Origin of the sequence: Azospirillum sp. ST 5-10 (genome assembly GCF_051225715.1) — a bacterium.
Classification (GTDB): Bacteria; Pseudomonadota; Alphaproteobacteria; order Azospirillales; family Azospirillaceae; genus Azospirillum.
Genome location: NZ_JBPJSP010000034.1, coordinates 12,445 through 35,232, shown reverse-complemented (window position 1 = coordinate 35,232; position 22,788 = coordinate 12,445). Strand labels below are relative to the sequence as shown.

27 protein-coding genes and 1 tRNA gene are annotated in these 22,788 nt (G+C 72.1%); 26 read left to right on the top strand and 2 right to left on the bottom strand.

What is annotated here, in order from left to right; all coding sequences use genetic code 11:
* Window positions 1–178: 178 nt before the first annotated feature.
* The 20 genes from parA (at window position 179) to ACSBPG_RS26865 (ending at window position 15,463) form a co-directional block, all read left to right on the top strand.
* Entirely contained in the window at window positions 179–817 is a 639-nt protein-coding gene (gene parA / locus ACSBPG_RS26960; RefSeq protein ID WP_435540334.1) for a ParA family partition ATPase, read from the top strand.
* Window positions 814–1,047 (top strand): ribbon-helix-helix protein, encoded by a 234-nt coding sequence (locus ACSBPG_RS26955; protein ID WP_435540333.1) that lies wholly within the window; start codon window positions 814–816, stop codon window positions 1,045–1,047. The genes parA and ACSBPG_RS26955 overlap by 4 nt, the downstream gene beginning before the upstream one ends.
* On the top strand, window positions 1,044–1,697 hold the full coding sequence (locus tag ACSBPG_RS26950) for a chromosome partitioning protein (RefSeq protein ID WP_435540332.1): 654 nt from the start codon (window positions 1,044–1,046) through the stop codon (window positions 1,695–1,697). The genes ACSBPG_RS26955 and ACSBPG_RS26950 overlap by 4 nt, the downstream gene beginning before the upstream one ends.
* 358 nt (window positions 1,698–2,055) lie before the next feature.
* Complete coding sequence (locus ACSBPG_RS26945) at window positions 2,056–2,790, top strand: hypothetical protein (RefSeq protein WP_435540331.1); 735 nt, start codon at window positions 2,056–2,058, stop codon at window positions 2,788–2,790.
* Complete coding sequence (locus ACSBPG_RS26940) at window positions 2,787–3,131, top strand: hypothetical protein (protein ID WP_435540330.1); 345 nt, start codon at window positions 2,787–2,789, stop codon at window positions 3,129–3,131. Before ACSBPG_RS26945 ends, ACSBPG_RS26940 begins: the two co-directional genes overlap by 4 nt.
* 10 nt (window positions 3,132–3,141) lie before the next feature.
* Window positions 3,142–4,596 (top strand): type IV secretory system conjugative DNA transfer family protein, encoded by a 1,455-nt coding sequence (locus ACSBPG_RS26935; protein WP_435540329.1) that lies wholly within the window; start codon window positions 3,142–3,144, stop codon window positions 4,594–4,596.
* Between the two features lie 16 nt (window positions 4,597–4,612).
* Window positions 4,613–4,951, top strand: a complete 339-nt coding sequence (locus tag ACSBPG_RS26930; RefSeq protein ID WP_435540328.1) for a hypothetical protein — start codon at window positions 4,613–4,615, stop codon at window positions 4,949–4,951.
* On the top strand, window positions 4,948–5,973 hold the full coding sequence (locus tag ACSBPG_RS26925) for an ATPase, T2SS/T4P/T4SS family (RefSeq protein WP_435540327.1): 1,026 nt from the start codon (window positions 4,948–4,950) through the stop codon (window positions 5,971–5,973). The genes ACSBPG_RS26930 and ACSBPG_RS26925 overlap by 4 nt, the downstream gene beginning before the upstream one ends.
* On the top strand, window positions 5,957–6,247 hold the full coding sequence (locus tag ACSBPG_RS26920) for a hypothetical protein (RefSeq protein WP_435540326.1): 291 nt from the start codon (window positions 5,957–5,959) through the stop codon (window positions 6,245–6,247). The genes ACSBPG_RS26925 and ACSBPG_RS26920 overlap by 17 nt, the downstream gene beginning before the upstream one ends.
* A gap of 2 nt (window positions 6,248–6,249) precedes the next feature.
* The gene (locus ACSBPG_RS26915) at window positions 6,250–6,570 is read left to right on the top strand and encodes a VirB3 family type IV secretion system protein (protein WP_435540325.1); all 321 of its coding nucleotides are present in this window, start codon (window positions 6,250–6,252) and stop codon (window positions 6,568–6,570) included.
* Between the two features lie 4 nt (window positions 6,571–6,574).
* Window positions 6,575–9,040, top strand: coding sequence for a conjugal transfer protein TrbE (locus ACSBPG_RS26910; protein ID WP_435540324.1), 2,466 nt, complete (start codon window positions 6,575–6,577; stop codon window positions 9,038–9,040).
* A complete protein-coding gene (locus ACSBPG_RS26905; RefSeq protein ID WP_435540323.1) occupies window positions 9,037–9,909 on the top strand; it encodes a hypothetical protein in 873 nt (290 codons plus the stop codon). The genes ACSBPG_RS26910 and ACSBPG_RS26905 overlap by 4 nt, the downstream gene beginning before the upstream one ends.
* 3 nt (window positions 9,910–9,912) lie before the next feature.
* The gene (locus ACSBPG_RS26900) at window positions 9,913–10,083 is read left to right on the top strand and encodes a hypothetical protein (RefSeq protein WP_435540322.1); all 171 of its coding nucleotides are present in this window, start codon (window positions 9,913–9,915) and stop codon (window positions 10,081–10,083) included.
* A 4-nt stretch (window positions 10,084–10,087) separates the two neighbouring features.
* Window positions 10,088–11,335: a type IV secretion system protein gene (locus tag ACSBPG_RS26895; RefSeq protein WP_435540321.1), complete on the top strand. Its 1,248-nt coding sequence runs from the start codon at window positions 10,088–10,090 to the stop codon at window positions 11,333–11,335.
* Complete coding sequence (locus tag ACSBPG_RS26890) at window positions 11,332–12,072, top strand: hypothetical protein (RefSeq protein WP_435540320.1); 741 nt, start codon at window positions 11,332–11,334, stop codon at window positions 12,070–12,072. Before ACSBPG_RS26895 ends, ACSBPG_RS26890 begins: the two co-directional genes overlap by 4 nt.
* A complete protein-coding gene (locus ACSBPG_RS26885; RefSeq protein ID WP_435540319.1) occupies window positions 12,069–13,010 on the top strand; it encodes a TrbG/VirB9 family P-type conjugative transfer protein in 942 nt (313 codons plus the stop codon). The genes ACSBPG_RS26890 and ACSBPG_RS26885 overlap by 4 nt, the downstream gene beginning before the upstream one ends.
* Window positions 13,007–14,005 carry a TrbI/VirB10 family protein gene (locus ACSBPG_RS26880; protein WP_435540318.1) on the top strand — a complete coding sequence of 333 codons (999 nt, stop codon included), beginning with the start codon at window positions 13,007–13,009 and terminating at the stop codon, window positions 14,003–14,005. The genes ACSBPG_RS26885 and ACSBPG_RS26880 overlap by 4 nt, the downstream gene beginning before the upstream one ends.
* Before the next feature lie 258 nt (window positions 14,006–14,263).
* Window positions 14,264–14,542: a DNA -binding domain-containing protein gene (locus ACSBPG_RS26875; protein ID WP_435540317.1), complete on the top strand. Its 279-nt coding sequence runs from the start codon at window positions 14,264–14,266 to the stop codon at window positions 14,540–14,542.
* Complete coding sequence (locus tag ACSBPG_RS26870) at window positions 14,539–14,889, top strand: transcriptional regulator domain-containing protein (RefSeq protein WP_435540316.1); 351 nt, start codon at window positions 14,539–14,541, stop codon at window positions 14,887–14,889. The genes ACSBPG_RS26875 and ACSBPG_RS26870 overlap by 4 nt, the downstream gene beginning before the upstream one ends.
* Window positions 14,890–14,914: 25 nt before the next feature.
* Entirely contained in the window at window positions 14,915–15,463 is a 549-nt protein-coding gene (locus tag ACSBPG_RS26865) for a DUF2285 domain-containing protein (RefSeq protein WP_435540315.1), read from the top strand.
* A gap of 116 nt (window positions 15,464–15,579) precedes the next feature.
* Here ACSBPG_RS26865 and ACSBPG_RS26860 read toward each other — a convergent pair.
* Window positions 15,580–15,654 (bottom strand) — tRNA-Val (locus tag ACSBPG_RS26860).
* Between the two features lie 267 nt (window positions 15,655–15,921).
* Here ACSBPG_RS26860 and ACSBPG_RS26855 point away from each other — a divergent pair.
* From ACSBPG_RS26855 to ACSBPG_RS26845, 3 genes are all read left to right on the top strand, one after another.
* Window positions 15,922–16,818 carry an N-formylglutamate amidohydrolase gene (locus tag ACSBPG_RS26855; RefSeq protein WP_435540362.1) on the top strand — a complete coding sequence of 299 codons (897 nt, stop codon included), beginning with the start codon at window positions 15,922–15,924 and terminating at the stop codon, window positions 16,816–16,818.
* A gap of 675 nt (window positions 16,819–17,493) precedes the next feature.
* Window positions 17,494–18,891, top strand: a complete 1,398-nt coding sequence (gene otsA / locus ACSBPG_RS26850) for an alpha,alpha-trehalose-phosphate synthase (UDP-forming) (RefSeq protein WP_435540314.1) — start codon at window positions 17,494–17,496, stop codon at window positions 18,889–18,891.
* Complete coding sequence (locus ACSBPG_RS26845) at window positions 18,888–19,853, top strand: glucokinase (RefSeq protein ID WP_435540313.1); 966 nt, start codon at window positions 18,888–18,890, stop codon at window positions 19,851–19,853. Before otsA ends, ACSBPG_RS26845 begins: the two co-directional genes overlap by 4 nt.
* 54 nt (window positions 19,854–19,907) lie before the next feature.
* Here ACSBPG_RS26845 and ACSBPG_RS26840 read toward each other — a convergent pair whose 3' ends face one another.
* Window positions 19,908–20,501 (bottom strand): uracil-DNA glycosylase, encoded by a 594-nt coding sequence (locus tag ACSBPG_RS26840; RefSeq protein ID WP_435540312.1) that lies wholly within the window; start codon window positions 20,499–20,501, stop codon window positions 19,908–19,910.
* A gap of 195 nt (window positions 20,502–20,696) precedes the next feature.
* Here ACSBPG_RS26840 and ACSBPG_RS26835 point away from each other — a divergent pair, with 195 nt between their 5' ends.
* The 3 genes from ACSBPG_RS26835 to ACSBPG_RS26825 all read left to right on the top strand — a co-directional run bounded on the left by ACSBPG_RS26835 (window position 20,697) and on the right by ACSBPG_RS26825 (window position 22,751).
* Window positions 20,697–21,116 (top strand): 4a-hydroxytetrahydrobiopterin dehydratase, encoded by a 420-nt coding sequence (locus tag ACSBPG_RS26835; protein ID WP_435540311.1) that lies wholly within the window; start codon window positions 20,697–20,699, stop codon window positions 21,114–21,116.
* Window positions 21,117–21,294: 178 nt separating this feature from the next.
* A complete protein-coding gene (locus ACSBPG_RS26830) occupies window positions 21,295–22,140 on the top strand; it encodes an alpha/beta fold hydrolase (RefSeq protein ID WP_435540310.1) in 846 nt (281 codons plus the stop codon).
* Window positions 22,141–22,214: 74 nt separating this feature from the next.
* Window positions 22,215–22,751 (top strand): YgjV family protein, encoded by a 537-nt coding sequence (locus ACSBPG_RS26825; RefSeq protein ID WP_435540309.1) that lies wholly within the window; start codon window positions 22,215–22,217, stop codon window positions 22,749–22,751.
* Window positions 22,752–22,788: the final 37 nt, after the last annotated feature.

Here is a 22,788-nt window from a genome sequence, read left to right as displayed (position 1 = left end):
CGCTCGTGCCATCGGGTGCGGCGGACTCGTGCCATCGGGTGCACGCGCACCCGCCAACCCCTTGCCCGGCAACGCGGATCGGCGCCCTTAACGTTTCTAACAGAGACTCTAACGAGTCTTTGTTGGTGGGGTTCGGGAATCGCGGGCAAGCCCTGTCTGCGGTCCGGAGGGTGGCGCGATGATCGTCGCCTTCCTGAACCAGAAGGGCGGGGTCGGCAAGACGACGCTGGCCCTCCACCTCGCCGGTGAACTGACCCGGCTCGGGCATCGCGTGCTGCTGGTCGACGCCGATCCCCAGGGCTCGGCGCTGGACTGGGCGGAGCAGCGCAACCGCGAGGGGCTGCCGCGTCTGTTCGCCATGATCGGGCTGGCGCGCGAGACCCTGCACCGGGAGATGCCGGACCTCGCCTCCGGGGTCGACCATGTGGTGATCGACGGGCCGCCGCGGGTGACGGCGCTGGCACGCTCGGCGCTGCTGGCGGCCGAGCGGGTGCTGATCCCGGTGCAGCCCAGCCCTTTCGACGCCTGGGCCTCGGCCGAGCTGCTGCGCCTGCTCGACGAGGCGCGCGGCTGGCGGCCCAGCCTGTCTGCGCGATTCCTGCTGAACCGCTGCATCGCCCGCACCCGGCTGCTGCGCGACGCGCGGCGCGAACTGGCCGGGGTGGTGCCGCCGGCCATGGCGGCGTCGGTCGGCCAGCGCGTCGCCTTCGCCCGCTGTGTGCGCTCCGGCCGTCTCGCCTTCGAGGTCGAGCCGGCCTCCACCGCGGCCCGCGAGATCGCCGCACTGGCGGCGGAGTTGCTGGAGACCGGACCATGAGCGGAAAGCGCATCGGCTTCGGTGCCCGCCCCCGCGCTCCCGACGCCTGGGTGCGCCGGGGTGACGGCGGGCCGGCCAAGGCGGAGGTCTACACCGCGCGCCTGACGGTGGACATCACGCCGGAACTGCGGGGGCGCATCCGGATCGCCGCCTTCCGCCGCGGGATCACCATGGCGGAGCTGCTCCGCGAGTTGCTGGAGGCCCGCTTCCCCGCGGAGGAGCGGCCATGATCGCCGCCCTGGTCAACCTGACGCCGGGGGTGGGTCGCACCACGCTGGCGGTCAACCTGGCCGGCGAACTGGCGCTGCAGGGTCGGCGGGTGGTGCTGCTCGACACCGACGGCGCCTCCGGGGCGCTGGAGTGGGCCACCACGCGACGGCGAAACGGCGAGCCCGCCCTGTTCGACACCGTGGCCATCGCCAGCCCCCAACTGCGCCATGGCCTCCAGTGCCTGGACTCGGCGTTCGAGCACGTCGTGATCGACACCCCGGCCCGGTCCCCGGCGGCGGTGCGCGCGGCCCTGCTGGCGGCCGACACCGCGTTGGTGCCGACTGCACCGGACCGGCCGTCGCTCGGATGCTGCGCCGCCACCCTGGAACTGGTGATCCGGGCGCAGGTTGCGGAACCGGCAATGGGTGCCACCGTGGTTTTGACCCGCGCCCCCACCGGCCTCGTGGTGGAGCCCGGCGACGCATTGTGCCTGCTGGGCCTCCGCCTGCCGGTGTCGGCGGCGGTGGTTCGCCAACGGCTGGCCTTCGCCACCAGCCGGAGCACGGGGCTTCTGGTGGCGGAACTCGACACGGCCGGGCGGGCCGAGGCCGACGTCCGCCGCGTCGCCGTGGAGGTCTTCGGCTCCGGACCGGTGCCCGTCGGGGGCTGAACGGGCCGGGCGGCGACCCGGTTTTCGTCCGGAGCGAAGCCGATCGCACAGCGGCGTGCAAATACAGGAAAATGGACAAAGCGTCCAGGTTTCGGCGCCCCATCGTGGCGGGTTTGGGAAGACGAAAAATCAACGGTCAGCAAGATAAAGGGGCGGTTCGCCGTCGTTCTTAGCCGTTGATTTCGTTGATCATTTCCTGTGTACGGTCCGTCACTGGCGAACATGGGCGAACATGCCGCTCCGGACGGCATCATCCGATTGGAAACTGGTTCCTGATGCCGGCTGGTCTCATGGTTGCTGCGGTGTCCACAAGCGGTTCGCCTCGGCGGGCCGGCATTCCCTTGGGAGCGAGCGGAGCATGCGCTGGCGTGGATCGATCTTCGACGGCATCGCGGCCGACGATGGCTTCAAGGCCCGCATGAAGGCGCTGGCCGACCGTGGCCGCACCCTGGCCCGCGGCTTCGTCCGCCGCTCCGAGTGCCGGGTGCGGGTGCACGCCGCGGCCGCCGCGCACGGCGCCTACGCCCGGCCGGTCAACGTCAAGATGCTCTACCACGACCGCGCCCGCGGCGCCTTCCCCAACTCGGTGGCGGTGCTCGCCAACTACCTGGCCAAGGAGGGGCCGCTGTTCGACCGCGAGCAGTTCGGCGTCGACAAGGACGCCATCGCCGCCGCCTGGTCTGACGACCGCCGGGTCTTCCACGTCATCGTCAGCCCCAACGACGGCCACCGCATCGACGACATGGTGACCTACGGGCGCGACGTCATGGCGGCCTGGGAGGGTCGGGTCGGCCGGCTGGAGTGGGTGGCCTCCATCGAGACCAAGCCCGACATGGCGCACCCGCAGGGCAACAAGCACCTGCACGTGATGATCCGCGGCGTGCAGGACGAGCGCGACCTGTTCTTCGAGCGCGACGTGGTCACCCACTGGTTGCGCCACGACGCGGTGGAGGTCACCACCCGCACGCTGGGCTGGATGGACGAGCGCGAGCGCCAGGCCTACGAGCGCCAGCTCGACGCGATGGCGCGCCGGCGCGAGGAGCGCGCCCGCGCCCGTGACGACCTCCCGGAGCTGGGAGGGCGCGAGCTGTGACCGCCCACATTGCCCGCTTCGCCGCGCCGCTGCTGCTCTGGCTCGCCGCCGTGCTGGTGATCACCGAGTTCCTCGGCTGGCTCTTCGCGTGGCCTGTGGCCTTCGGCGGCCTGCGTGTCGGCTCCGCCGCCCTGTACTGGCCGGGCCAGTTCCTCGGCTGGCGCGGGATCGTGGCACCTGGGCATCGCTGGACCGTCGACACCGCCGCCGGCCTGTCGCTGCTGCTCGCCGCAGTGCCGGTCTGGCGGCTGTGGCGCGTCCGCTCCGCCCATTCGATGGCCCGCTTCGGCGCCGCCCGCTGGGCCGGCCGTGCCGACGTGCGGCGCAGCGGACTTCAGTGAGGGCCACGCCATGATCTCCGACTCCGCCATCTATCTCGGCGCCTACGGCTCCCGGCCGCTGCGCGAGCGCACCATGCAGCCGGTGCTGATGATCGGCCCGACCGGCTCGGGGAAAACCACCACCGGTGTGGTGCCGACGCTGTTCGAGGGCTGGCGCGAGAGCGCAGTGGTGTGGGACTTCAAGGGCTCGCTGGTGCGCGACACCGGCGCGGCCCGCGAGCGCCACGGCGACGTCATCGTCCTCGACCTCGCCCGCGCCGGGGGCCCGCGCTACAACCCGCTGATGGCCGTGCGCCCGGCGCCCTGCCTCGTGCCGGACTGCCAGCACGCCGCCCGCATCCTCACCGAGGGCGAGAAGGAGGGGCACTGGCGCAACGCCGCCTTCTCCTACTTCACCGGCGTCTTCGTCTATCTCCTGACCTGCGCCCCCGACAGCGAGAAATCGCTGGCCGGGGCGCGGCGCCACATCCTGCTCGGCGACGAGGGCCTCAAGCGGATGCTGCGCGACGGCGTCCATCCCACCGCCCGGCGCGCCGCCCAGGAGCTGTGGGACAAGAGCGTGGCCGCCGTCGACGGCGGCCGCGACGACCCGCAGGCGGCCAAGGGTGCCCGCGACGGCGGTCCCGTCGACAAGAGCCTGCACTACCGCAAATCCGTCTACGTCACCTGCTCGGTGCTGCTGGCCGAGTTCGAGGATGCCGTGCTGGAGGCGCAGACCGCCGCCAGCGACTTTTCGATCTCCGACCTCGTCGCCGGGGACCGGCCGGTCACCCTCTACATGGTCGCCCGGCCGCTCGACGCCCGGCGCCTGCGCCGGGTCTTCAAGCTGATCCTGACGCAGATGATCGACTTCCTCACCGTCGAGCGCGACCGCGCCGACGACGGACGGGCGCGGCGCTGGCGCCTCCTGGTGGCGCTCGACGAGTTCCTTCAGTTCCGCATGGCCGAGGCGGCGGAGTGGATCCGCTACGTGCGTGAATACGGTGTGCGCCTGCTCCTCCTGGCGCAGAGCCTGTCGGAGGTGGAGGAGCAGTACGGCAAGGGCCTCACCGCCAACTGCCGCCTCGTGGTGTTCCGCCCCAACTCCTCGGACGAGGCCGAGCGCATCAGCCGCATGGTCGGCGAGGCGATCGAGGAGGTGCCGACGCGCTCCACCTCCAAGGGGCTGTTCGACCTCTTCCCCACGGTGAGCCGGGGCGTGCGCGTCGACCGCCGGCCGGTGATGCCGATGCACGCCGCGCTGGAGATGGACGGCAACGACCTGATCGTCTTCGGCTACGGCAAGCCGATCCGCGGCACCCGCCTGCATCCCTATTCCGACGCCACCTGGAAGGGCCTCTACGGCCCGCCGGCCGGGACCTGGACGCCCAAGGCCGACGCCAACCGCTGGTTCGGCGAGCACCTGCCCGAGGAGGAACCGCCGACACCGCCGACCCGCCGGCCGCGCCGGCGCACCATCGTTTGAGCGGGGAGGCTGAACCATGAGCGACCATGACGCCCCCCGGCTCCACCACATCTCGGCCCGCATCCCGGCGGAGCTCGCCCGCCAGATCGAAACCGTGCAGGAGCGCCACCGCCTGCGCCATTTCAGCGAGGCCGTCACCCTGGTGGTCGACCGCGGCCTGTCGGCGCTGGCCCGCGCCCGTGTCGAGGAGGAGCAGATCGAGGCCACCATCTTCCGCATCGAGGACATGGTGCTGACCCAGCTCGCCCTGCTGAACGTCGCCCACGACCTCGACCCCGAGGCCGTCGCCGAGACCAAGGCGGCCATCCTGGCGGAGTGGGAGCGCCGCGGCCGCAAGCGCGGAGAGGCGTCATGACAACCGACGCGGAACCCGCCCGCCGCGAGATGCTGCTGGCCGCCCTGCGCCGGCTGATGGACGAGTTGTTCGGCGACCTGCTGCGCCGGCCGGACGTGGCCAACGTGCTCGTGCTGCCGCCGCTGCACGGGCAAAGCCGGTGCCGGGTCCTGGTCAAGGACGGCCCGGTGCCGGCCTTCGTCCGGGACGCCGATCCCGAGCAGGTGCGCCGCTTCCTGGCCCACGTCGCCGGCTTCCAGCGCAAGGAGCTGCGCCGCGACCGTCCGACCCTGGACGTCACCCTGCCGGAGACCGGCGAGCGCATCCACGCCGACGTCGAGCCGGTCACCACCGGCCCGGCCTGCTCGATCCGCAAGCCCTACCGCGGCCGCATCACGCTCGACGACTGGACGGCCTCCGGGGCCGCCACGCCGGTGCAGGCGGCCATCCTCCGCCGCCTGATCGCCGAGCGCCGCACGCTGGTGATCGCCGGCGACGTCGACACCGGCAAGACGACGCTGCTGCGCGCCTGCCTGGAGGAGCCCCCCTTCCGCGACGGCCTGCCGGCGGTGCTTCAGGACCCGTATGAGTTCGAGCCGCCGTGCCCCTTCGCCTATTCCATGGTCGCCGACCCCTGGGCCGACCCGCCGGTCACCCTGGAGGCGCTGGTGGCCGGCGCATTGCGCGTGCCGATGACGCACCTGGTGCTGGGCGAGGTGCGCCGGGCCGAGGCGCGCCAGATGGTGGTGGGCTGGACCACCGGTCATCCCGGCCTGTGCACCGTCCACGCCGGCTCGGCCTGGGATGCGCTCGACCGCATCGCCCAGATGGTGGGCCTGGGCGGTGTGGCCATGGACGCGCTGCAGATGCGGTGGATCGCCAGAGCCGTGCACGCGGTCGTCCACCTCGCCCGCGACCCCCGGGGGCGGCGCTTCGTCAACGAGATCGTGCGGGTCGAGGGCTACGACCCCGCCTGCGGCTTCGTGCTCCGGCCGCTCTTCGTGGCCGCTGATGAGGGAGAGCAACATGCAGACCTTTCGTAACGCGCGCCGGGCGCTTGCCCTGGCGCTGGTCCTGGCGTGGACGGCCGAGCCGGCCCACGCCCAGGTGATCGCCAACCTCGGGGCGGAGCTTCTGTCCTGGCAGGCGGTGTTCGACGCCAACTTCGTGCCGATCGCCGTCACCGCCGGTCTGCTGCTGGCGCTGATCGCCGCCATGTTCTCGCGCATCGCCGGGGTCGTGGTGTTCGTCTTCACGGTCGCCGGGGCCGCCGCCTACGGCATGCGCGACGGCATCATCGCGCTGGCGGGGGTGTGACCATGGATGCCCCGCCGCTGCCGGAGGGATGGGAGAAGCCGGTGCGCCGCACCTCGGTGCGTCCCACCAAGATGCCGCTTGGCGTGCCCATGGAGCTGCTGGCCATCGCCGTCTGGCTGGCCGCGGAGCTGTGGCTGGCGCTGGGCGCCATTCCCCAGGCGGTGGCGGGGTTCCTGCTGGTCTTCCTCGCCGCCCGGGCGCTCACCCGCCGCGATCCCTGGTGGCTGGAGATCGTCCGCCAGAACAGCTCGGCCTGGCTGCTGCGGGCGGTGCGCACCCGCGGCCGCTCGCTGCGTCTCTCCGCCTACCGTGCCCCGAGGTGAGGCCATGCTCGACCTGACCGCCTTCGACGATGGCTTCGACGCGCTCTCCCGCCACCTGCCGTGGGACTGTTTCGTCTGGCCCGGCGTGGTGCTGCTGGAGGAGGACGGTGCGCTCATGGCCGTCGTCGAGTACGGCGGGCGCGACCAGGAGGGCCAGGACCCGGCCGAGCTCCAGCAGACCGTGCTCGCCGCCGGCAACGTGCTGTTCCCCTTCACCGGCGGCTGGACCTTCCATTTCGAGATGCAGCGCCAACCCGCGGCCGGCTATCCCCGCTCCACCGGGGCGCACCCGGTCCCGGAGCTCATCGACGCCGAGCGCCGCGCCCGCCTCGACGACGCCGGCCGGCAGCTGCGCACCCGCACCTTCGTGGCGGTGACCCACACGCCGACGCGCCGGCGCACCCGGTCGGTCGCCGGCTGGTTCACCCGCAATCCGCCCGAGCGCGCCCGGCCCGACGTCATGCGCGACCACGTCGAGCCCTTCCGCCAGCTGGTGCTGCAGTTCGCCGCCCTCCTCGGTCGCGCCGTGGGACGGGCCCGCATGCTGGACGACGATGGTGTGCAGACCCTGTTGCACGCCTGCGTCTCGCCGATCCACCAGCCCTTCGTCGCCGCTCCGGACCTGCCGGGATTCCCGATCAAGGCCAACCTGGTGGACGTCGGCTTGGTGCCCGGCTCGTTCCCCGCCTGGAGCAACGGCGGAGCGGCGTGGCACGTCCGCGTCGTAGGCATCGGCGGTTACCCCAGCTCCAGCCACCCTGGCCTGCTCAACGCCCTGGACCGGTTGCCCTTTCCGTTGCGCTGGTCGGTGCGCTTCGAGGCGATGGACCACGTGCAGGCCCGCGGCGTCTTCGCCGCCCTGTGGCGCAAGCACGACGACACCTCCTACGACTGGCGCTCGGTGCTGCTGCGGGCCGTCGGCGGCTACACCGCGCTGCGCCACGATCCCGTCGGCGTCATGGAGGCGCTGGAGGCCGAAGCCGCGCGCCTGGAGGCCGAGCAGGCGGGCACCAGCTCGGGCTGGATGACGCCGACCGCGGTGCTGTGGGGGGCGAGCGTCGCCGAGGTCGAGGAGCGTCGCGACGAACTGGTGAAGACGCTGCGCACCCTGGGCTTCACGGTCATCGAGGAGACCTGGGGAGCCGAGCGGGCGTGGTACGGCACGCTGCCCGGCCATGTCCGCCCCAACCCGCGCAAGGTGCCGCTGACCCAGGTCCAGCTCGCCGACTTCCTGATCCTCTCCTCCGCCTGGGGCGGGCCGGCGATCAACCCGCACCTCCGGTGCGATCCGCTGATGCAGCTGGAAGCCGACGGCGGCACGCCGCTGATGCTCGACCTGCACCAGGGGCCGGACGGGGCGGCGCTGGTGATCGGCCCGCCGCGCACCGGGAAGTCCACGGTGCTGGCGCTGATGGGCCACCAGTTCCTCGCCCGCGTGCCCGGCGGCCGGGTGGTGTGGATCGACGTCGACGCCACCGAGAGCACCTCGCTGGTCGCCACTTGGTCGGTCGGCGGGGCGTTCCTCTCCATGGGGGCCGGTGACGGCGCCCTCCAGGATCTGGCCCTGCAGCCGCTTGCCGATGTCGACACGCCCGGCGGCTTCGCCTGGGGCCACGGCTTCGTCATGGACCTGCTGCGCCGCCAGGGCGTGCTGGCTCCGGGCAACCTGTCGGCGGCGGAGGCCGGAGACGCGGTGGACGCCGCCTTGCGCCTGCTGGCGGTGTCGCCGCCGGCGGAGCGCACGCTCTCGCACCTCGCCCACCTCGTGCAGGACAACGCCGTCCGCGTGGCGCTGGAGCCCTATTGTCGCGGCGGCCCCTATGGCGACCTGGTGGACGCCGCGCACGACCGCTTCCCCGGCTCGTGCTGGACCACGGTGGACATCGGCGCGCTGATCGACCGCGGCCCCGGAGCGGTGCCGGTGATCGACGCCCTGTTCCGCCGCTTCTACCGCCTGTTCGAGGACGGCCGGCCGACGCTGTTCCTGGTGGACGAGGCGTTCAAGGCGCTCAAGCACCAGCCGGCCGAACTCGACGAGCTGCGCCGCCGCGGGCCGAAGAAGAACGTCGCCCTGGTGCTCGCCACCCACCAGCTCGACGACATCGCGGGCTCGGCCATCGCCGCCATGCTGAAGACCATCCAGGTGCTGGTGCTGCTGGCCGACGCCAACGCCGCCAAGCGGCCGCTCTACCGGGAGTGGGGGCTGAACGCCACCCAGGCGGGGCAGGTCGCCCGCGCCATGCCGCGGCGCGACGTCTTCTTCAAGACGCCCGAGGGCAGCCGGCTGGCCCAGCTCAACCTCGACCCCGTGGCGCTCGCCGTCTGCGGCAGCGGCGGGGCCGCTGCCAAGCGCCGCGCCTTCGAGCTGATGACCGAGGTCGGGCCCGACCGCTTCCCAGTGGAGTGGCTGCGCCGGAACGGCCTGCACGAGGCGGCCAGTGCTCTGGAAACGGAAGGAGACACTCCATGAACACGCGTTGGATGCGCACGACCACGGCGGTGGCCGTGGCGTTGACCGTCGCCGTCGCTTCGCCTCCGCCGGCCCACGCCTTTCTCGGCGGCCTGCTCAACAGCTTCTTCGGCGGTGGCGGTGGGGCCGGCTGCTTCTCCGAGGACGGCGACGGCCTGTTCGGCTCCGCCCTCTCGGCGGTGGCCGGCGTCGTCGACGCGGCCACCGATGCCGCGACGGGATCGCAGGCCGGCGGCTGCCCGATCGTCGAGAGCCGGCCGCTGGTGGTGGAGGAGATGGTCCACACCCAGGAGCTGGAGCTGATCGCCCAGACCGCGCACATGATCAGCCAGATCGAGAACCTCGTGACCATGCGCCGGCTGGCCGACCTCGACACCCGCGTCGAGATCGCCACCCGCCTCTCCAGCGCCCGCCAGGCCGCCGCCATGGTGGAGCGCGTGCTGTGGAGCCTGCCCGCCGTCGACGCCCAGTTCGCCGCCCTCTACCCCGACGCCCTGCCGGAGGGAATGACCGCCGAGGCGCTCGCCGCGCATCAGGCGGAGCAGGCCGGGCTCGCCCGCGCCGCCAGTCGGGCCAGCAAGCTGGTTTCCGCCGACGTGATGACCGGGGTGGAGGACTACCCGGCCCGCGCCCGGAACCTCATGGCGGCGCTGAAGGCCTGCGAGGGCCAGACCTGTGCGCTCGACGCCGGCGCCCAGGCGACGCTGCTGTCGGCGGAGGTCGCCGGCCAGTTCCTGATGATGCAGGCCGCCCACGACCGTGCCGTCGAAACCCAGCTCGACTACGAGCAGGCTGCCGTCGAGCGCGCCCGCCAGCACACGCTGATCGCCTGGCGCGGCCTCGACACCTACGGCGCACCGGGGAGCTGAGCCATGACGCTGCGGCAGATCCTCATGGCGCTGATGGTCATGCTGCTGCTGAGCATCGCCGCCGCCTCCGCCCTGGTCCTCTACGCCCGCTCCGACGCCGGCCGCAGCGCCCTGGAACGCCTGGAGCGGTCGCCGGACTGGCGCGGCATCGGCGACTACCGTCCCCCGAGGTGAGCCCATGGACGTCAGCGCCCTGTCAATCGCCCTGCAGCAGCTGACGGCGGCGGCGGTCACTGGCCTCGGCGCCCTGGGGCCGGACGCCCACGCTGCCCTGCGCCTGCTGATGATGCTGTCCTACACGCTGGCGCTGCTGCTCTGGCTGTTCGAGGGCAAGGCGGCGGTGCACGGGCCCTTCTTGCGCATGCTGCTGAAGTTCGCCGCCATCGGCCAGCTGGTGGAGTGGTTTCCCGCGGGATCGGCGGCGCTGATGCGTGCCGCCGCCGACCAGGGCGCCAGCCTCGTGCCGGGCGGCGGCTTCTCCCTCGACGACCCCGGCTACATCGCCCACCTCGGCATCCAGGCCGTGATCCCGCTGATGCTGCGGGTCAAGGAGATGCTCGGGCCCATCGACTTCTTCCTCAACTTCGTCGAGATCGTGCTGTTCCTGCTGTCGGCCCTGGTGGTGATGGTCAGCTTCTGCATCCTGGCAATCCAGGTGTTCCTCGCCTTCCTGGAATACCGCCTGCTGTCGCTGGCCGCCTATCTGGCGATCCCCTTCGCCGTGCTCGGCCCCACCAGCTTCGTCGCCGAGCGCGCCATCGGCTACATCGCAGCCACCGCGCTCAAGCTCCTGGTGCTCGGCTGCATCATCGCGCTGTGCGGCACCACCCTGATCGGACTGACCTTCGACGGCACGCCGACCTTGGCCCAGGCCTTCGGCGTGGCCGTGCTGTCGGCGGCCATCTTCGTGCTCGCCATCAAGGCGCCGCGCGCCGCCGCCGGTCTGGTGAACGGCGGACCCGTCATGGACGGCATGACGGCACTGGCCGCCCTGTGGACCGCCGGCTGGCTCGGCGCGCGCACCGTGGCCGGGGCTGCCGCGGCCACCGCCGGCGGGCCGGCCAGCCTCGCCGTGGGAGCCTCCGCGCTGTGGAGTGGCCTGCGCCACGCCGCGCGGGGAAGCACAGCCGCGGTCGCCACCGGCGGGGGCGGCACCAGCGGCAGCGATCCCGCACAAGGCGGTGCCGGCCGGCGCTATCCCGCCGGCACCTACGGCGGGAGCCGGGGCGGCAATGCCAACGCCAGGGGCTGGGACCAGCCGATGACCGCCGCCCAGCGGTCCGAGCTCGACCGCCTCGCCGCCGGGCGCCCCTACGACCCCTCTCTGACGCGCGGGCAAGCCAGCCGCCTGATCCAGCGCTGGGGCGGCGAGGACTCCTGGTTCCGCGGCCCCGACTCCCCCCGCAGCGGAAAGGACGATCGATGAAGGAGCGCGTCGTCAACACCTACGACCCGCCGGATGCGGCCGTGCCCGACAGTGCGAAGTACCTCGCCGCCATGACCTACCGCGCCAGCCGCGAGGCCAAGGCACTGCGCCTGAAGCGCTGGTACCTCGGCCTGGTGGTGCTCAGCCTCTCCTGGGGCTCCCTGATGACCTGGGACAACCTGCGCATCGCAGGCCGGCTCGTCGAGATCGCCCGCACCAAGCCGGTCTACCGGGTCGAGCAGGCGCTCGACGGCCACCAGAGCCTCGTCCTGCTCGACACCGTGCTCACCCCCTCCAAGGGGGCGCGCATCGAGGCGGTGCGCTGGTTCGTGCGCTGGCAGCGCCGCATCGGCATCGATCCCGTGACGCTGGCCCGCGACCGTGCCGCCGCTCGTGCCCGGCTCACCGGCGGGGCCGAGCGCAAGTGGGACGCCCTGCTGGCCGCCGACCTCGACCCGGCCGAGGGCTGGACCCGCGACGTCGCCGACGTCCGCGTCCAGGAGCGCGAGAGCGATCCCAACACCGGCCTCTCCTCCTTCCACGTCGTCTGGACCGAGACCGTGTACCGCGCCTTCAAGCCGCGCTCGAAGGCGCTGATGAGCACCGCCGTGGTGACCGCCGACGGGCCGCCCCGCGAGGGCGCGCTGGACGGCGTCTCCATCACCGGCTTCTCCGAGCCGAGCGGCACCCCGCTCGCCCTGCGGCCTTCCCCCGACGCCACGGAGTCCAATCCATGAGAGTATCGCTGCTCGTCCTGCCGCTGCTCGCCGCCTGTACCACCGCCGAGGGGCCCGGCACCCCGGTGGCCGGCGCACCGCCGCCGCGGACCTACACCATGGCCGACCTGCGCATCCCGCCGACCCGCATGGAGACGGTGCCGCGCGAGAAGCTCACCCCGCGGCCGTCGCGGGCGCAGACGCGGGCCTGGGTGGGGCAGGCCAACGAGGCGGCGCTGGAGCTGCCGACGCTGACCTGCTTCAAGGGCAAGAGCTGCGAGTACTGGTACCAGCCCGACCAGCAGTACCTGGTCTACATGGCCGAGGGGAACCAGACCCTGGTGTGCCTCAAGCCGGGCGAGGTGGTCCGCGACATCGTGGCTCCCGGTGCCCAGGTGTGGATACCCCACCATCCCTACAGCTTCGGCAAGGGGCCGGCGCGCACCGAGTGCATCGCCTTCATGCCGCGCCGCGCCGGGCTCAACCACCAGATCTCCCTCTTCACCAACGAGCGGAAATACGACCTCAACGTCGAGACCCACAAGCGCACGCACCACGTCGAGGTGCGCTGGCGCTACCCCGAGGATTGGCTGGCCGCCCTCAACGGGCCCCGTCCAGTGGTTTCCAGCGCCGCGCGCGACCGCACCACCGAACTGGCCTACCGCGACCGCCGCTGCACCTACACGCTCGACGGCGACACGCCGGAGTGGCGGCCGGTGCCGACGGCGGACGGCCAGCCGCCGGTGTGCGACGACGGCGAGGTCACGGTGATCAACTTCACCCCCGGCGCGCTCGGCGCTTACGGCGCCCCGGTGCTGTGGCGCATCGCGGAGGACGGCACGCGAATGCCGGTGCAGTACGGCACCATGAACGCCACCTACCGCGTCGCCGGCGTCCACGACCACCTGCTGCTGGCGCTGGGTGCGCGCGCGGTGCACATCCGGAGGACCCGGCCGTGAGCCCCGGCCTCGACGTTCCGCCGCCGGCCGACCCGCTGGCCCGTCACCGGGTGGTGACCGCGGGGCCGCACGTGCTGCGCATCGTCCTGGTGGCGGCCGCGGTGATCGGCCTCGGCGTGGCCGGCTACATGCTGGGCCGCAGCCAGGACGCTGCCACGCCGCACGCCCTTGGCACCCTCGACATGGCGCGGCGCGAGCCGTCCCTGCCGACCTACGAGGACATGGCGCCGAAGCCGCCGCCGGAACCGCCGCCGCAGCCTCGCTTCGCGGCGCCCGCACAGTCGCCAACGCCGGCACCGGCCCCGCCGCGCACCCACGCCGCGCCGCGTGAGGACAATCTCCGCAAGAAGGCCATGGAGACCGGTGTCGGTGGCTGGAGCCGCAAGGAGGCGGAGCCCGGCGGGGAGGGCGCCACCACGGGTGGTTCGGACTTTGCCGACGCCGGGTCGGACTGTTTCGTGCCGCCGGGCACACCGATCCCGGCGACCACCGTCAACCGGGTGGTGACCGAGCGTGGCGGCATCGTCACGGCGCGGGTGACGCGCGATGTCTGGGACGCCGCCTTTGCCTGCCTCGCCGTGCCGGCGGGCTCCATCGTGACGCTCGACGTCGGCGCCACCGTGAGCCGGGGTCAGAAGCGCATCGAGGTCGCCAACCCGGTGATCACCCGGCCCTGGCCGCGCAACGACATGGTGCGCGTCGCCGCCGTCGGCGCAGATGCCACCGGTGCGGCCGGGCTGGCGGGCTCGGTGCGCGTCCCCTGGGTGCAGACCGGCCTGCTGATCGCCGCCGCCACGGCGGTGGACGTCGGGGTGGCCGCCCTGACCGGGGGCGGCAGCCTCATCGGCGGCATTCTCGGCCACACCATGGACCGGCCCCTCGACAAGGCCGCCAAAGACCTCCTCGACCGCGCCCCCGCCATCACGCTGGAAGCCGGCGAGCCGATGCTGCTGCTGTTGCGCGGCGGCCTGCGTGCCAACGACTTCCGCTCGTGAGCCGGTCCTACGACGCCACGTCCGACGCCGTATGCCGCACGCTTGAAGCGCAGGGCGCGGTGTTCCTGTCGTCGGAACGGGGGACCGGGGCATGGTCATGGAGTTCGAAAGCCGAGCGGCCGGCGCTCCCTGAAAGGCCGTTTCCGCGAATACCCTGAAAGTTTGGTGCGACCCCTCCGGATGCGTCGTTGCCCCCGGCGAGGGCATGCGCATCTTGGTCACCAGCGTTGCCCGCACGCTGAACGTCCCGGAGACATTATGCCCGTCGTCCTGCCCGAACGCGAACCCGTGCTCGCCGACGCACCGCCGCAGGCGGACGGGGTGACGGACTATGACCGCGCGCATCTCGTAACCTACCTCCGCCTCCTCGACGCCGAGGCGGATGGCGCCGACCCCACCGAGGTCGCCCGCATTGTGCTGGGCCTCGATCCGGGGAGCGAGCCCGACCGGACGCTGCGCATCCACGCCGCCCACCTCGCCCGTGCCCGTTGGCTGTCACGCTCCGGCCACAGACACCTTCTCCGGATGGGCGATTGATCGCCGACAATACGATTCCGGGGAAGTACACCGCCGTTTTCGGCGCGTACGCCGTTCGTGTGTTCGCAAATTGTAGGTATGCGGTTCATCTTCTGGAGTCAGACAACCGGACGCTGCGCACGGGCGGCAAAGCCATGACGGCGAAGAACGATTGGCGCGATCCAGCCGCGTACCAGTACGCGCTATCTCTCCCCGCCTCGTGCTGGGCCTGGGAGTTCCTGCGGCGCAATCCCGACTACCAGGCGCACGTCGAGGCCGCTCGGCTGGCGGGCCGTCCGTCCGACGACGACGGAAGCGGCGATTGGGGGTTGCACTGTCCTGGAGGACCCGGACAAAAGCGGCGCTGACACGCTCGTCTTCTGGCGGCCCGAATTGCTGCCCGGCCTGGTGCGGCTGTCGCCGGCACCGGAGATGGCCAATCCCACCTTGCCGCGATTCGATCCGTGGTGGGGGGTGTCGCGCCAGGCGATCCTGGAAACCGGCAGCGGCTTCCACGTGGCGCTCGCCAAGGGGCCGCACGAACGCCGCTTCTGGATCGAGGGGAGGGAACTCCCATCGCCGGGAACGCCGCTGCGGGCGCTCATCGCGCTCGACGGCGATTTGGACGTGCAGTGTGCCGCGCTCAAGCGCTTCCACCGCTCCGTCGTCGGCCCGGGCCAACCACCGGACCTGACGCCTTACCAGATCCGCATGCTCGGCCGCGCACTCCAGGTGCTCGACGGGCATCTCGACGGCGCTTCGATCCGCGAGATGGCCATTGCCCTGCTCGGGGCCGACCGTATGAAGGACGAATGGTTCCGCGGCAGCCCCTTGCGCGATCAGGTGCGCTATCTCGTCCGGCGCGGCCTTGCACTCATGCAGGGCGGGTATCGCGACCTGCTATCCGGGTGGGTTCAGCAGACCTCCACGGGGCGGCGGTAGCGGTCCTTCCCGCGTGTCCGTCGGCTGCCCACACAGTTGCTAGCCAGTTGCTAGCCCACTGCGCCGGGCCCCAGAACGGGCGAAGGCCAGCAACCCGTTGAGGTTACTGGCCTTCATGGTGGGCGCGACAGGGATTGAACCTGTGACCCCTACGATGTCAACGTAGTGCTCTCCCGCTGAGCTACGCGCCCGTCCGGTGGGCCTTGGTGGCGGCCCGTCCGGCGTGGGCGTGGGATTTAGCACCAACCGCAGACCCGTGCAACCCAATGTTTTCGCTTCGCGGCGATTTTTTCCGGACCGGGCCTGCGGGGCGGCCGGGGTGGTGGCGCGGATGGGGGATCCCCTCCGGATCGGCGGGGCGGCCGGGCGGGGCGGCCTGTTGTCGGCGAGGCCGATCGGCGGTTCCGGCGACGGTGCCGCGTGACAGCGCCCGCCGGGTGGACTACATCACTGAGGCTATGGACGCGCACTTCGACGCCCCCGCCGGACTGGACCGGCCCTTCGACATCCGGCGGCCGGCCGAGCAGACCCTGCCGCTCGTCGTCGCCTCGCCGCACAGCGGACGCGACTATCCGCCGGCGTTCCTCGCCGCGTCCCGGCTCGACGACCGCACCCTGCGCAAGTCCGAAGACGCCTTCGTCGACGAGATCTTCGCCGCCGCCCCCACGCTCGGCGCGCCGCTGCTGCGTGCGCTCTTCCCGCGCGCCTTCCTCGACGCCAATCGCGAGGCCTACGAGCTCGACCCCGAGATGTTCGAGGACAGCCTGCCGCGCTTCGTCAACACCCGCTCGCCGCGCGTCGCCGCCGGCCTCGGCACCATCGCCCGCGTGGTCGCCAACGGCGAGGAGATCTACCGCGAGAAGCTGCGCTTCGCCGACGCCACCGAGCGCGTCCAGCGCTTCCACACCCCCTACCACGACGCCCTGCGCGGCCTCGTCGACGCCACCGTCGACCGCTTCGGCCACGCCGTCCTGCTCGACTGCCACTCCATGCCGTCGGCCGGCTCCACCGCCGGCGGCGAGCGCGAGCGCGAGGGACGGCGGGTCGACATCGTGCTCGGCGACTGCTTCGGCAGCGCCTGCGCCGCCGCCGTCACCGACGCCGCCGACCGCGTGCTGCGCGCCAAGGGCTACACCATCACCCGCAACGCCCCCTACGCCGGTGGCTACACCACGCGCCACTACGGCCGGCCGCGGCGCGGCGTCCACGCCCTGCAGATCGAGATCAACCGCGACCTCTACATGGAGGAGGCCACCCTGGAGCGTCTGCCGTTCCTCAAGGTCCTGGCCCAGCACATGGAGGAACTGGTGGGCGTGCTCGGCCGCCTCGACAAGGACGCCCTGCGCGGCCATTGAACCGCGGGCACGGCATCCCCGCGACGCACGGGAGGCCGCCGCTGCGGGCGCTCCCGGCCCGGTCCCGGTCCCGCCGGCACCAGGATGGGCCTGTGAGCTTGTCGGCGCCCTCATCCCGGCCGGTGCGGCTCTTCTCGACCGACGATCGAGGGATCGACGGTGGAGGGACGGAATAAAAAAAGGCCGGAGCAGAAGCTCCGGCCCGAGTCTAGGGAGGAAACGCCCAAGAAGTGCGTTACGCCATCGGCCGCATCGCGGACGCGACCGATGTCGCAATGCACAATATGAGGCCGAGCCCATCGAGGTTCAAGGGGAAAATGAGAAACTCCCGTTTTGCAAGGGGTTGGACTGCACGGGCGTGGTAGGCCCCTGCCAATCCGTCATAGAGTGCGCTGCACTGCACAAAGAGCGGAACAGGCTTCCGGCGGGGTGTCCGGGGTAAGACATAGTCCAAAAGCCCGAGCCTCCAAGACCGTTCCTGTCTTGCCGTCGATTCGCCGGGGTGCCGCGCCGACTTGCGGCATTTTCGCGGCATTGAGGGTTGCCAGGGCGGGGCGCGGATGTTAGGGAACCTGCGCCTGAAGTTCGCCGTTTGTGCATAGTGCCGGCCGCGACGCGCTGCCGACCGCGCCGTGGTCGCGGCTTCGCGGCCCGCCGGAATCGGGAGACCGCGCTGTGAGCAGACTGGTCGTCGTGTCCAACCGTGTCGCGCCCATCGACGAGGGCAAGCAGGCGGCCGGGGGCTTGGCCGTGGCCGTTCTGGCCGCCCTCAAGAAGACGGGCGGCATCTGGTTCGGGTGGAGCGGGACCGTCGTCGACGACGAGTCCCAGGGCGAGCCGCGCCGCACCGACGTCGGCCGCCTCACCTACGCCACCGTCGACCTCGGCCGGAAGGACTTCGAAGAGTACTACAACGGCTTCGCCAACCAGACCCTGTGGCCGCTGTTCCACTACCGTATCGGCCTGTTCACCGTGAACCGCAACACCCGCGACGCCTACCAGCGGGTCAACGGCCTGTTCGCCGACCGGCTGGCGCCGCTGCTGCGGCCCGACGACATGGTGTGGGTGCACGACTACCACCTCATCCCCTTCGGCGAGAAGCTGCGCCAGAAGGGCTTCCAGCAGCGCATCGGCTTCTTCCTGCACACGCCGTTCCCGGCGCCGGAGGTGTTCACCGTCCTGCCCAACCACCGCGAGCTGATCCGCGAGCTGTGCGCCTACGACCTGCTGGGCTTCCACACCGAGGTCGACCTGCGCTGCTTCGTCAACTACATCCGCTTCGAGGCGCACGGCGAGGTGGAGGAGCGCGGCCCCGAGGAGGGCTGCCTGATCCGCGCCTTCGGCCGCACCCTGCTGGCCCGCGCCTTCCCCATCTCCATCGACACCGGGCACCTCGTCGCCCTGGCCGAGACCAACGCCCGCACGCGCCATTCCGAGCGGCTGCGCGAGAGCCTGGTCGGCCGGCGCCTGATCATCGGCGTCGACCGGCTCGACTACTCCAAGGGGCTGCCGCACCGCTTCGAGGCGTTCCAGCAACTGCTGGAGACCTACCCGGAGCACCGCAACCGCGTCTCCTTCCTGCAGATCGCCCCGCCGAGCCGGGAGGACGTGCCGGAGTACATCGCCATCCGCCGCGAGCTGTCGGAGCTGGCCGGCCGCATCAACGGCCAGTACGCCGAGTTCGACTGGGTGCCGATCCGCTACCTCAACAAGAGCTTCGGGCCGCGCGTCCTGTCCGGCTTCTACCGCCAGGCCCACGTCGGCCTGGTCACGCCCCTGCGCGACGGCATGAACCTGGTCGCCAAGGAGTACGTCGCCTGCCAGAATCCGGAGGACCCCGGCGTCCTCGTGCTGTCGGAGTTCGCCGGTGCGGCGCGCGAGCTGAAGGAGGCACTGCTCGTCAACCCCTTCGACAGCGAGGGGGTGGCCGACGAGCTGCAGCGCGCGCTGACCATGCCGCTGGAGGAGCGGCGCGAACGCCACGCCGCGATGATGCAGACCCTGCGCCGCAACGACATCACCCGCTGGCGCGAGACCTACGTGGACGCCCTGACCCGAGCCCCCTACCCATGAGCGACACCGCATCGATCCTGGTCGCCGACATCGGCGGCACCAACGCGCGCTTCGGCCTGATGGACGGCAACACGGTGCGCCACTCGCGCGTGCTGAGCTGCGCCGACCATCCCTCGCCGGCCGCCGCCGCCGAGGCCTATCTCGACGCCGTCGGGGCGGCCTCGGGCGCCGCCCGGCCGCGCTCCGCCGCCTTCTGCATCGCCGGCCCGGTGACCGGCGACCGCGTCGCCCTGACCAACCTGCCCTGGGCCTTCTCGGTCGCCGCCGTGCGCGCCGGGCTGGGCTTGGAGCGGCTGGAGGTCATCAACGACTTCACCGCCGTCGCCCTGTCGGTGCGCCGGCTGGGGCCGGCCGACCGCCTGCAGGTGGGCGAGGGCGCCCCCGAGGCGGGGGCGGTGGTCGGCGTGCTGGGGCCGGGCAGCGGCCTCGGCGTGTCGGGGCTGGTGCCGGCCGCCGGCGGCGCCTGGACGGCGCTGTCGGGCGAGGGCGGCCACGTCACCATGGCGCCGGTCGGCGACCGCGAGGGGGCGGTGCTGGCGCAGCTGCGCAAGCGCTTCGACCACGTCTCGGCCGAGCGGGTGCTGTCGGGCCCGGGGATCGTCAACCTGTACGAGGCGCTGAGCCTGCTCGACGGCCGCGAGCCGCCGCCGCTGACCCCGGCGGAGGTGACGGCGGCGGCGCTCGACGGCTCCAACGCCCACTGCGTGGAGGCGGTGGAGATGTTCTGCGCCATGCTCGGCACCGTCGCCGGCAACCTGGCGCTGACCCTGGGCGCGCGCGGCGGCGTCTTCATCGCCGGCGGCATCGTGCCGCGGCTGGGGTCGTTCTTCGTCCACTCGCGCTTCCGCAAGCGGTTCGCCGCCAAGGGCCGCATGCACGACTTCCTGGAGCCGATCCCGACCTACGTCGTCACCCACCCGCTGCCCGCCTTCCTCGGCCTCGCCGAGGCGCTGGCGGATTGACCGGTCTGCCTTCCCGGCGCAAGCGGGGGAGGGCCGGGGTGGGGGCGGAGAGCCTCAGCGGGCCAGCCGCGCCACCGCCGTCCGGAGGTCGGCGATCAGCGTCGGCAGCTCCTTGGACTGACCGCGCAGGATGAAGCTGGGGTGGTAGGTCGCCACCACCTCGGCTCCCGGCACCAGGCGGCAGGGCAGGGGCTGGCCGCGCAGCCGGGTGATGCCGTTCTCGCCGGTCAGCGCCCACAGCGGCGTACGCCCGAGCGCCACCAGGACCGACGGAGCGTACGCCTGCAGGGTCCGCTCGAGGTGATCGAGATCGGCGGCGAAGCGGTCGATCACCCAGTCCGAGGTGCCGAAGGGCCCCCAGCGTTCCTCGACGCCATGCCCCTCCTTGCGCGCCCGGGCGCGCGACGAGAAGAAATGGCCCACCTTGTTGCCCGGCGGCTGGCGGCGGAAGACGTTGGCGACCAGGCAGCGCTCGCGCTCGATGCCGGCGGCGTGCAGCGCCTCGTTCAGCAGCTTGCCGCTGCGCCCGGCGAAGGGGATGCCCTGGCGCACCTCCTCGGCGCCCGGGGCCTCGCCGACGATGGCGAGGCGGGGCCCCGCGGCGGGACGGGCGGGCTGCTGGTAGTCGACGAAGGGCCAGTCGTTCATGGCGGGGATCTCGATGTCGCCGGAGGTCTCTCTTGCGGTGAACGGGCGGCCGCGGCCGCGGGTCCATGCCCGCGCGGTATAGCCAAGACGGCGCTCCGCCTCAATCGGGCTATCGCCTTCGGCCGACGGGGCTTGCCGGAGGAATGACGCGCCCCCAGCATTTCTGCCAAGTCAACGATTCGGGAGGAGGAGACGATGGCGGCAGAGCAGCAGGGAGCGGCGTGCGATCTGGCCAAGGGCAAGTGCGAGCCCTGCCGCGGCGGCATCCCGCCGATGGACCGCGCCATGGCGGCGAGCTACCTGGTCCAGGTCCCGGGCTGGAGCATCGCCGACAATCCCGACCATCTCGTGCGCACCTTCACGTTCGCCGATTTCCGTTCGGCCCAGGACTTCGCCATGCGCGTCGGCAACCTGTGCGAGGAGGAGGGGCACCACGCCGAGATCATCCACGGTTGGGGCTATTGCACCGTCAAGTTCTGGACCCACAAGATCGGCGGCCTGCACGAGAACGATTTCATCATGGCGGCCAAGGTGGACGGTCTCGACGGCGCTCCGTACGTGCCGGCGTCCGCCTCGATGGGCGACGTCTCGCCGACGGCGCGCGATGGCGGATAAGGACACGGCTCTCCCGTCGCAGGGACGGTAATACGGTCGTACGGGGCTAACGTTCCGCGGCTGTCCGGAATCCCTTGTACCTATCCTGCGCAACAAAGGAACGGTGGCCGTGCCATAATGTTGCTCCTTTCCAACCGGCCCGCCACCGTGCGCGGCCGAGCGAGGGGGAGCAATGGCCATGCGAAGAGCCGAAGGCAAAGGGAAGGAAGAGCGGGCGGCGGCCGTGCTGCGCCGCCACGATGTGACCGTCGGGGGGCGGACCGGGCCGGTGCTGGTGTTCGGGCACGGGTTCGGCAGCGATCAGCGGATCTGGAGGACGGTGCGCGCCTGGGCCGACCGGCGCTTCCGCACGCTGGCCTTCGACGCGGCGGGGTCCGGCTCGGCGGCGGGGCTCGAGTACGACCGTGTGCGCTACGCCACGCCGGACGGCTTCGCCGACGACCTGCTCGGCGTGCTGGACGCCGCCGGCGTCGAGCGCTGCGTGTACGTCGGACACGAGCTCGGCGCCATGGCCGGCATGCTGGCCGCGCTCAAGGCGCCGGAGCGGTTCGAGCGGCTGGTGCTGCTGTCGGCCGGCGCCTGTCTGCTGCGCCGCCCCGACAACCGTGCCGGCCTCGACCCGCTGGCGGTGCGCAGCGCGCTCGGCCTGATGTCGATCAACTTCGCCCGCTGGATCCGCGAGTACGCGGCCCTGGCGGTGGGCGGCGAGCCGGGCTCGCCGGCGGTGGCCGAGGTGGCGGCGAGCCTCGCCGCGATGCGCCCCGACGTCGCCTTCGAGCAGGCGGCGACCCTGTTCCAGGCGGACCTGCGCGGCTGGATCGACGACCTGGCGGTGCCCGCCGTCCTCGTCCACGCCGCCGACGATCCGCTGGTGCCGGTGGCGGCGGCGCGCGGGCTTCACGCGGTGTGGCCGGCCTCGACGCTGGAACTGCTGCCGGCGGGCGGGCACATGCCGCACCTGATGGCGGTCGACGGCGTCATCGGCGTCCTCGACCACCGCCTCAAGGGGGTGACGACGGCGTAGCGCGCGGATGTCGCTTGCCGGCGGCGGCGGAATCCCTATCCTGGCCCGTCGCCAGCCCCACGCCCCGGTGCGCCATGATCGACGCTCTCGCCGCAGCTCCCCTGGCCCAGGGCATCGGGCTGCTGGGCACGCTGTGCGGCATGGCCTGGCCGGCCTTCCGCACGCGCGCCGGCATGCTGCTGGCCCAACTCGCCACCAACCTGTTCTTCATGGCCCACCTAGCCCTGCTCGGCGCCTTCACCGGGGCGCTGATGAACGCGCTGTCGGCGGCGCAGGTGGGCGCCGCCATCCCGCTGGGCACGCGGCCGGGGTTCCGCATCGTCTATCTCGCCGTCCTGCCGGTGATCGCCGCCGGGCTGGTGCTGACCTGGCAGGGCATCCCCTCGGCCTTCGCGGCGCTCGGCCTGGCGCTCGTGTCGCTCAGCCGCTACCAGACCGACGTCCGCCTGTTCCGGCTGTTCATGGTGGCGGCGCTGCCCTGCTGGTTCGGCCACAACCTGCTGGTCGGCTCGATCCCCGGCATGATGTCCGACGTCGTCGGCATGGCGATCAACGGCGCCATGCTGCTGCGCCTGGCCCGCCATCCCCGCCGGGCGGCGGTCGGTGCTTGACTGCGGCGCCTGACTGCGGCGCCTGACCGCTGCGCTT

What these genes read in the sequence shown, in the direction of transcription:
- ACSBPG_RS26825 (WP_435540309.1), top strand. Translation starts at nt 22,215, where the DNA reads ATGATCGACGCTCTCGCCGCAGCTCCCCTGGCCCAGGGCATCGGGCTG.
- ACSBPG_RS26890 (WP_435540320.1), top strand. Translation starts at nt 11,332, where the DNA reads ATGAAGGAGCGCGTCGTCAACACCTACGACCCGCCGGATGCGGCCGTG.
- ACSBPG_RS26945 (WP_435540331.1), top strand. Translation starts at nt 2,056, where the DNA reads ATGCGCTGGCGTGGATCGATCTTCGACGGCATCGCGGCCGACGATGGC.
- ACSBPG_RS26885 (WP_435540319.1), top strand. Translation starts at nt 12,069, where the DNA reads ATGAGAGTATCGCTGCTCGTCCTGCCGCTGCTCGCCGCCTGTACCACC.
- ACSBPG_RS26950 (WP_435540332.1), top strand. Translation starts at nt 1,044, where the DNA reads ATGATCGCCGCCCTGGTCAACCTGACGCCGGGGGTGGGTCGCACCACG.
- ACSBPG_RS26895 (WP_435540321.1), top strand. Translation starts at nt 10,088, where the DNA reads ATGGACGTCAGCGCCCTGTCAATCGCCCTGCAGCAGCTGACGGCGGCG.
- ACSBPG_RS26905 (WP_435540323.1), top strand. Translation starts at nt 9,037, where the DNA reads ATGAACACGCGTTGGATGCGCACGACCACGGCGGTGGCCGTGGCGTTG.
- ACSBPG_RS26920 (WP_435540326.1), top strand. Translation starts at nt 5,957, where the DNA reads ATGCAGACCTTTCGTAACGCGCGCCGGGCGCTTGCCCTGGCGCTGGTC.
- ACSBPG_RS26955 (WP_435540333.1), top strand. Translation starts at nt 814, where the DNA reads ATGAGCGGAAAGCGCATCGGCTTCGGTGCCCGCCCCCGCGCTCCCGAC.
- ACSBPG_RS26930 (WP_435540328.1), top strand. Translation starts at nt 4,613, where the DNA reads ATGAGCGACCATGACGCCCCCCGGCTCCACCACATCTCGGCCCGCATC.
- ACSBPG_RS26875 (WP_435540317.1), top strand. Translation starts at nt 14,264, where the DNA reads ATGCCCGTCGTCCTGCCCGAACGCGAACCCGTGCTCGCCGACGCACCG.
- ACSBPG_RS26910 (WP_435540324.1), top strand. Translation starts at nt 6,575, where the DNA reads ATGCTCGACCTGACCGCCTTCGACGATGGCTTCGACGCGCTCTCCCGC.
- ACSBPG_RS26830 (WP_435540310.1), top strand. Translation starts at nt 21,295, where the DNA reads ATGCGAAGAGCCGAAGGCAAAGGGAAGGAAGAGCGGGCGGCGGCCGTG.
- ACSBPG_RS26855 (WP_435540362.1), top strand. Translation starts at nt 15,922, where the DNA reads ATGGACGCGCACTTCGACGCCCCCGCCGGACTGGACCGGCCCTTCGAC.
- ACSBPG_RS26840 (WP_435540312.1), bottom strand. Translation starts at nt 20,501, where the DNA reads ATGAACGACTGGCCCTTCGTCGACTACCAGCAGCCCGCCCGTCCCGCC.
- ACSBPG_RS26845 (WP_435540313.1), top strand. Translation starts at nt 18,888, where the DNA reads ATGAGCGACACCGCATCGATCCTGGTCGCCGACATCGGCGGCACCAAC.
- ACSBPG_RS26835 (WP_435540311.1), top strand. Translation starts at nt 20,697, where the DNA reads ATGGCGGCAGAGCAGCAGGGAGCGGCGTGCGATCTGGCCAAGGGCAAG.
- ACSBPG_RS26900 (WP_435540322.1), top strand. Translation starts at nt 9,913, where the DNA reads ATGACGCTGCGGCAGATCCTCATGGCGCTGATGGTCATGCTGCTGCTG.
- parA (WP_435540334.1), top strand. Translation starts at nt 179, where the DNA reads ATGATCGTCGCCTTCCTGAACCAGAAGGGCGGGGTCGGCAAGACGACG.
- ACSBPG_RS26925 (WP_435540327.1), top strand. Translation starts at nt 4,948, where the DNA reads ATGACAACCGACGCGGAACCCGCCCGCCGCGAGATGCTGCTGGCCGCC.
- ACSBPG_RS26915 (WP_435540325.1), top strand. Translation starts at nt 6,250, where the DNA reads ATGGATGCCCCGCCGCTGCCGGAGGGATGGGAGAAGCCGGTGCGCCGC.
- ACSBPG_RS26935 (WP_435540329.1), top strand. Translation starts at nt 3,142, where the DNA reads ATGATCTCCGACTCCGCCATCTATCTCGGCGCCTACGGCTCCCGGCCG.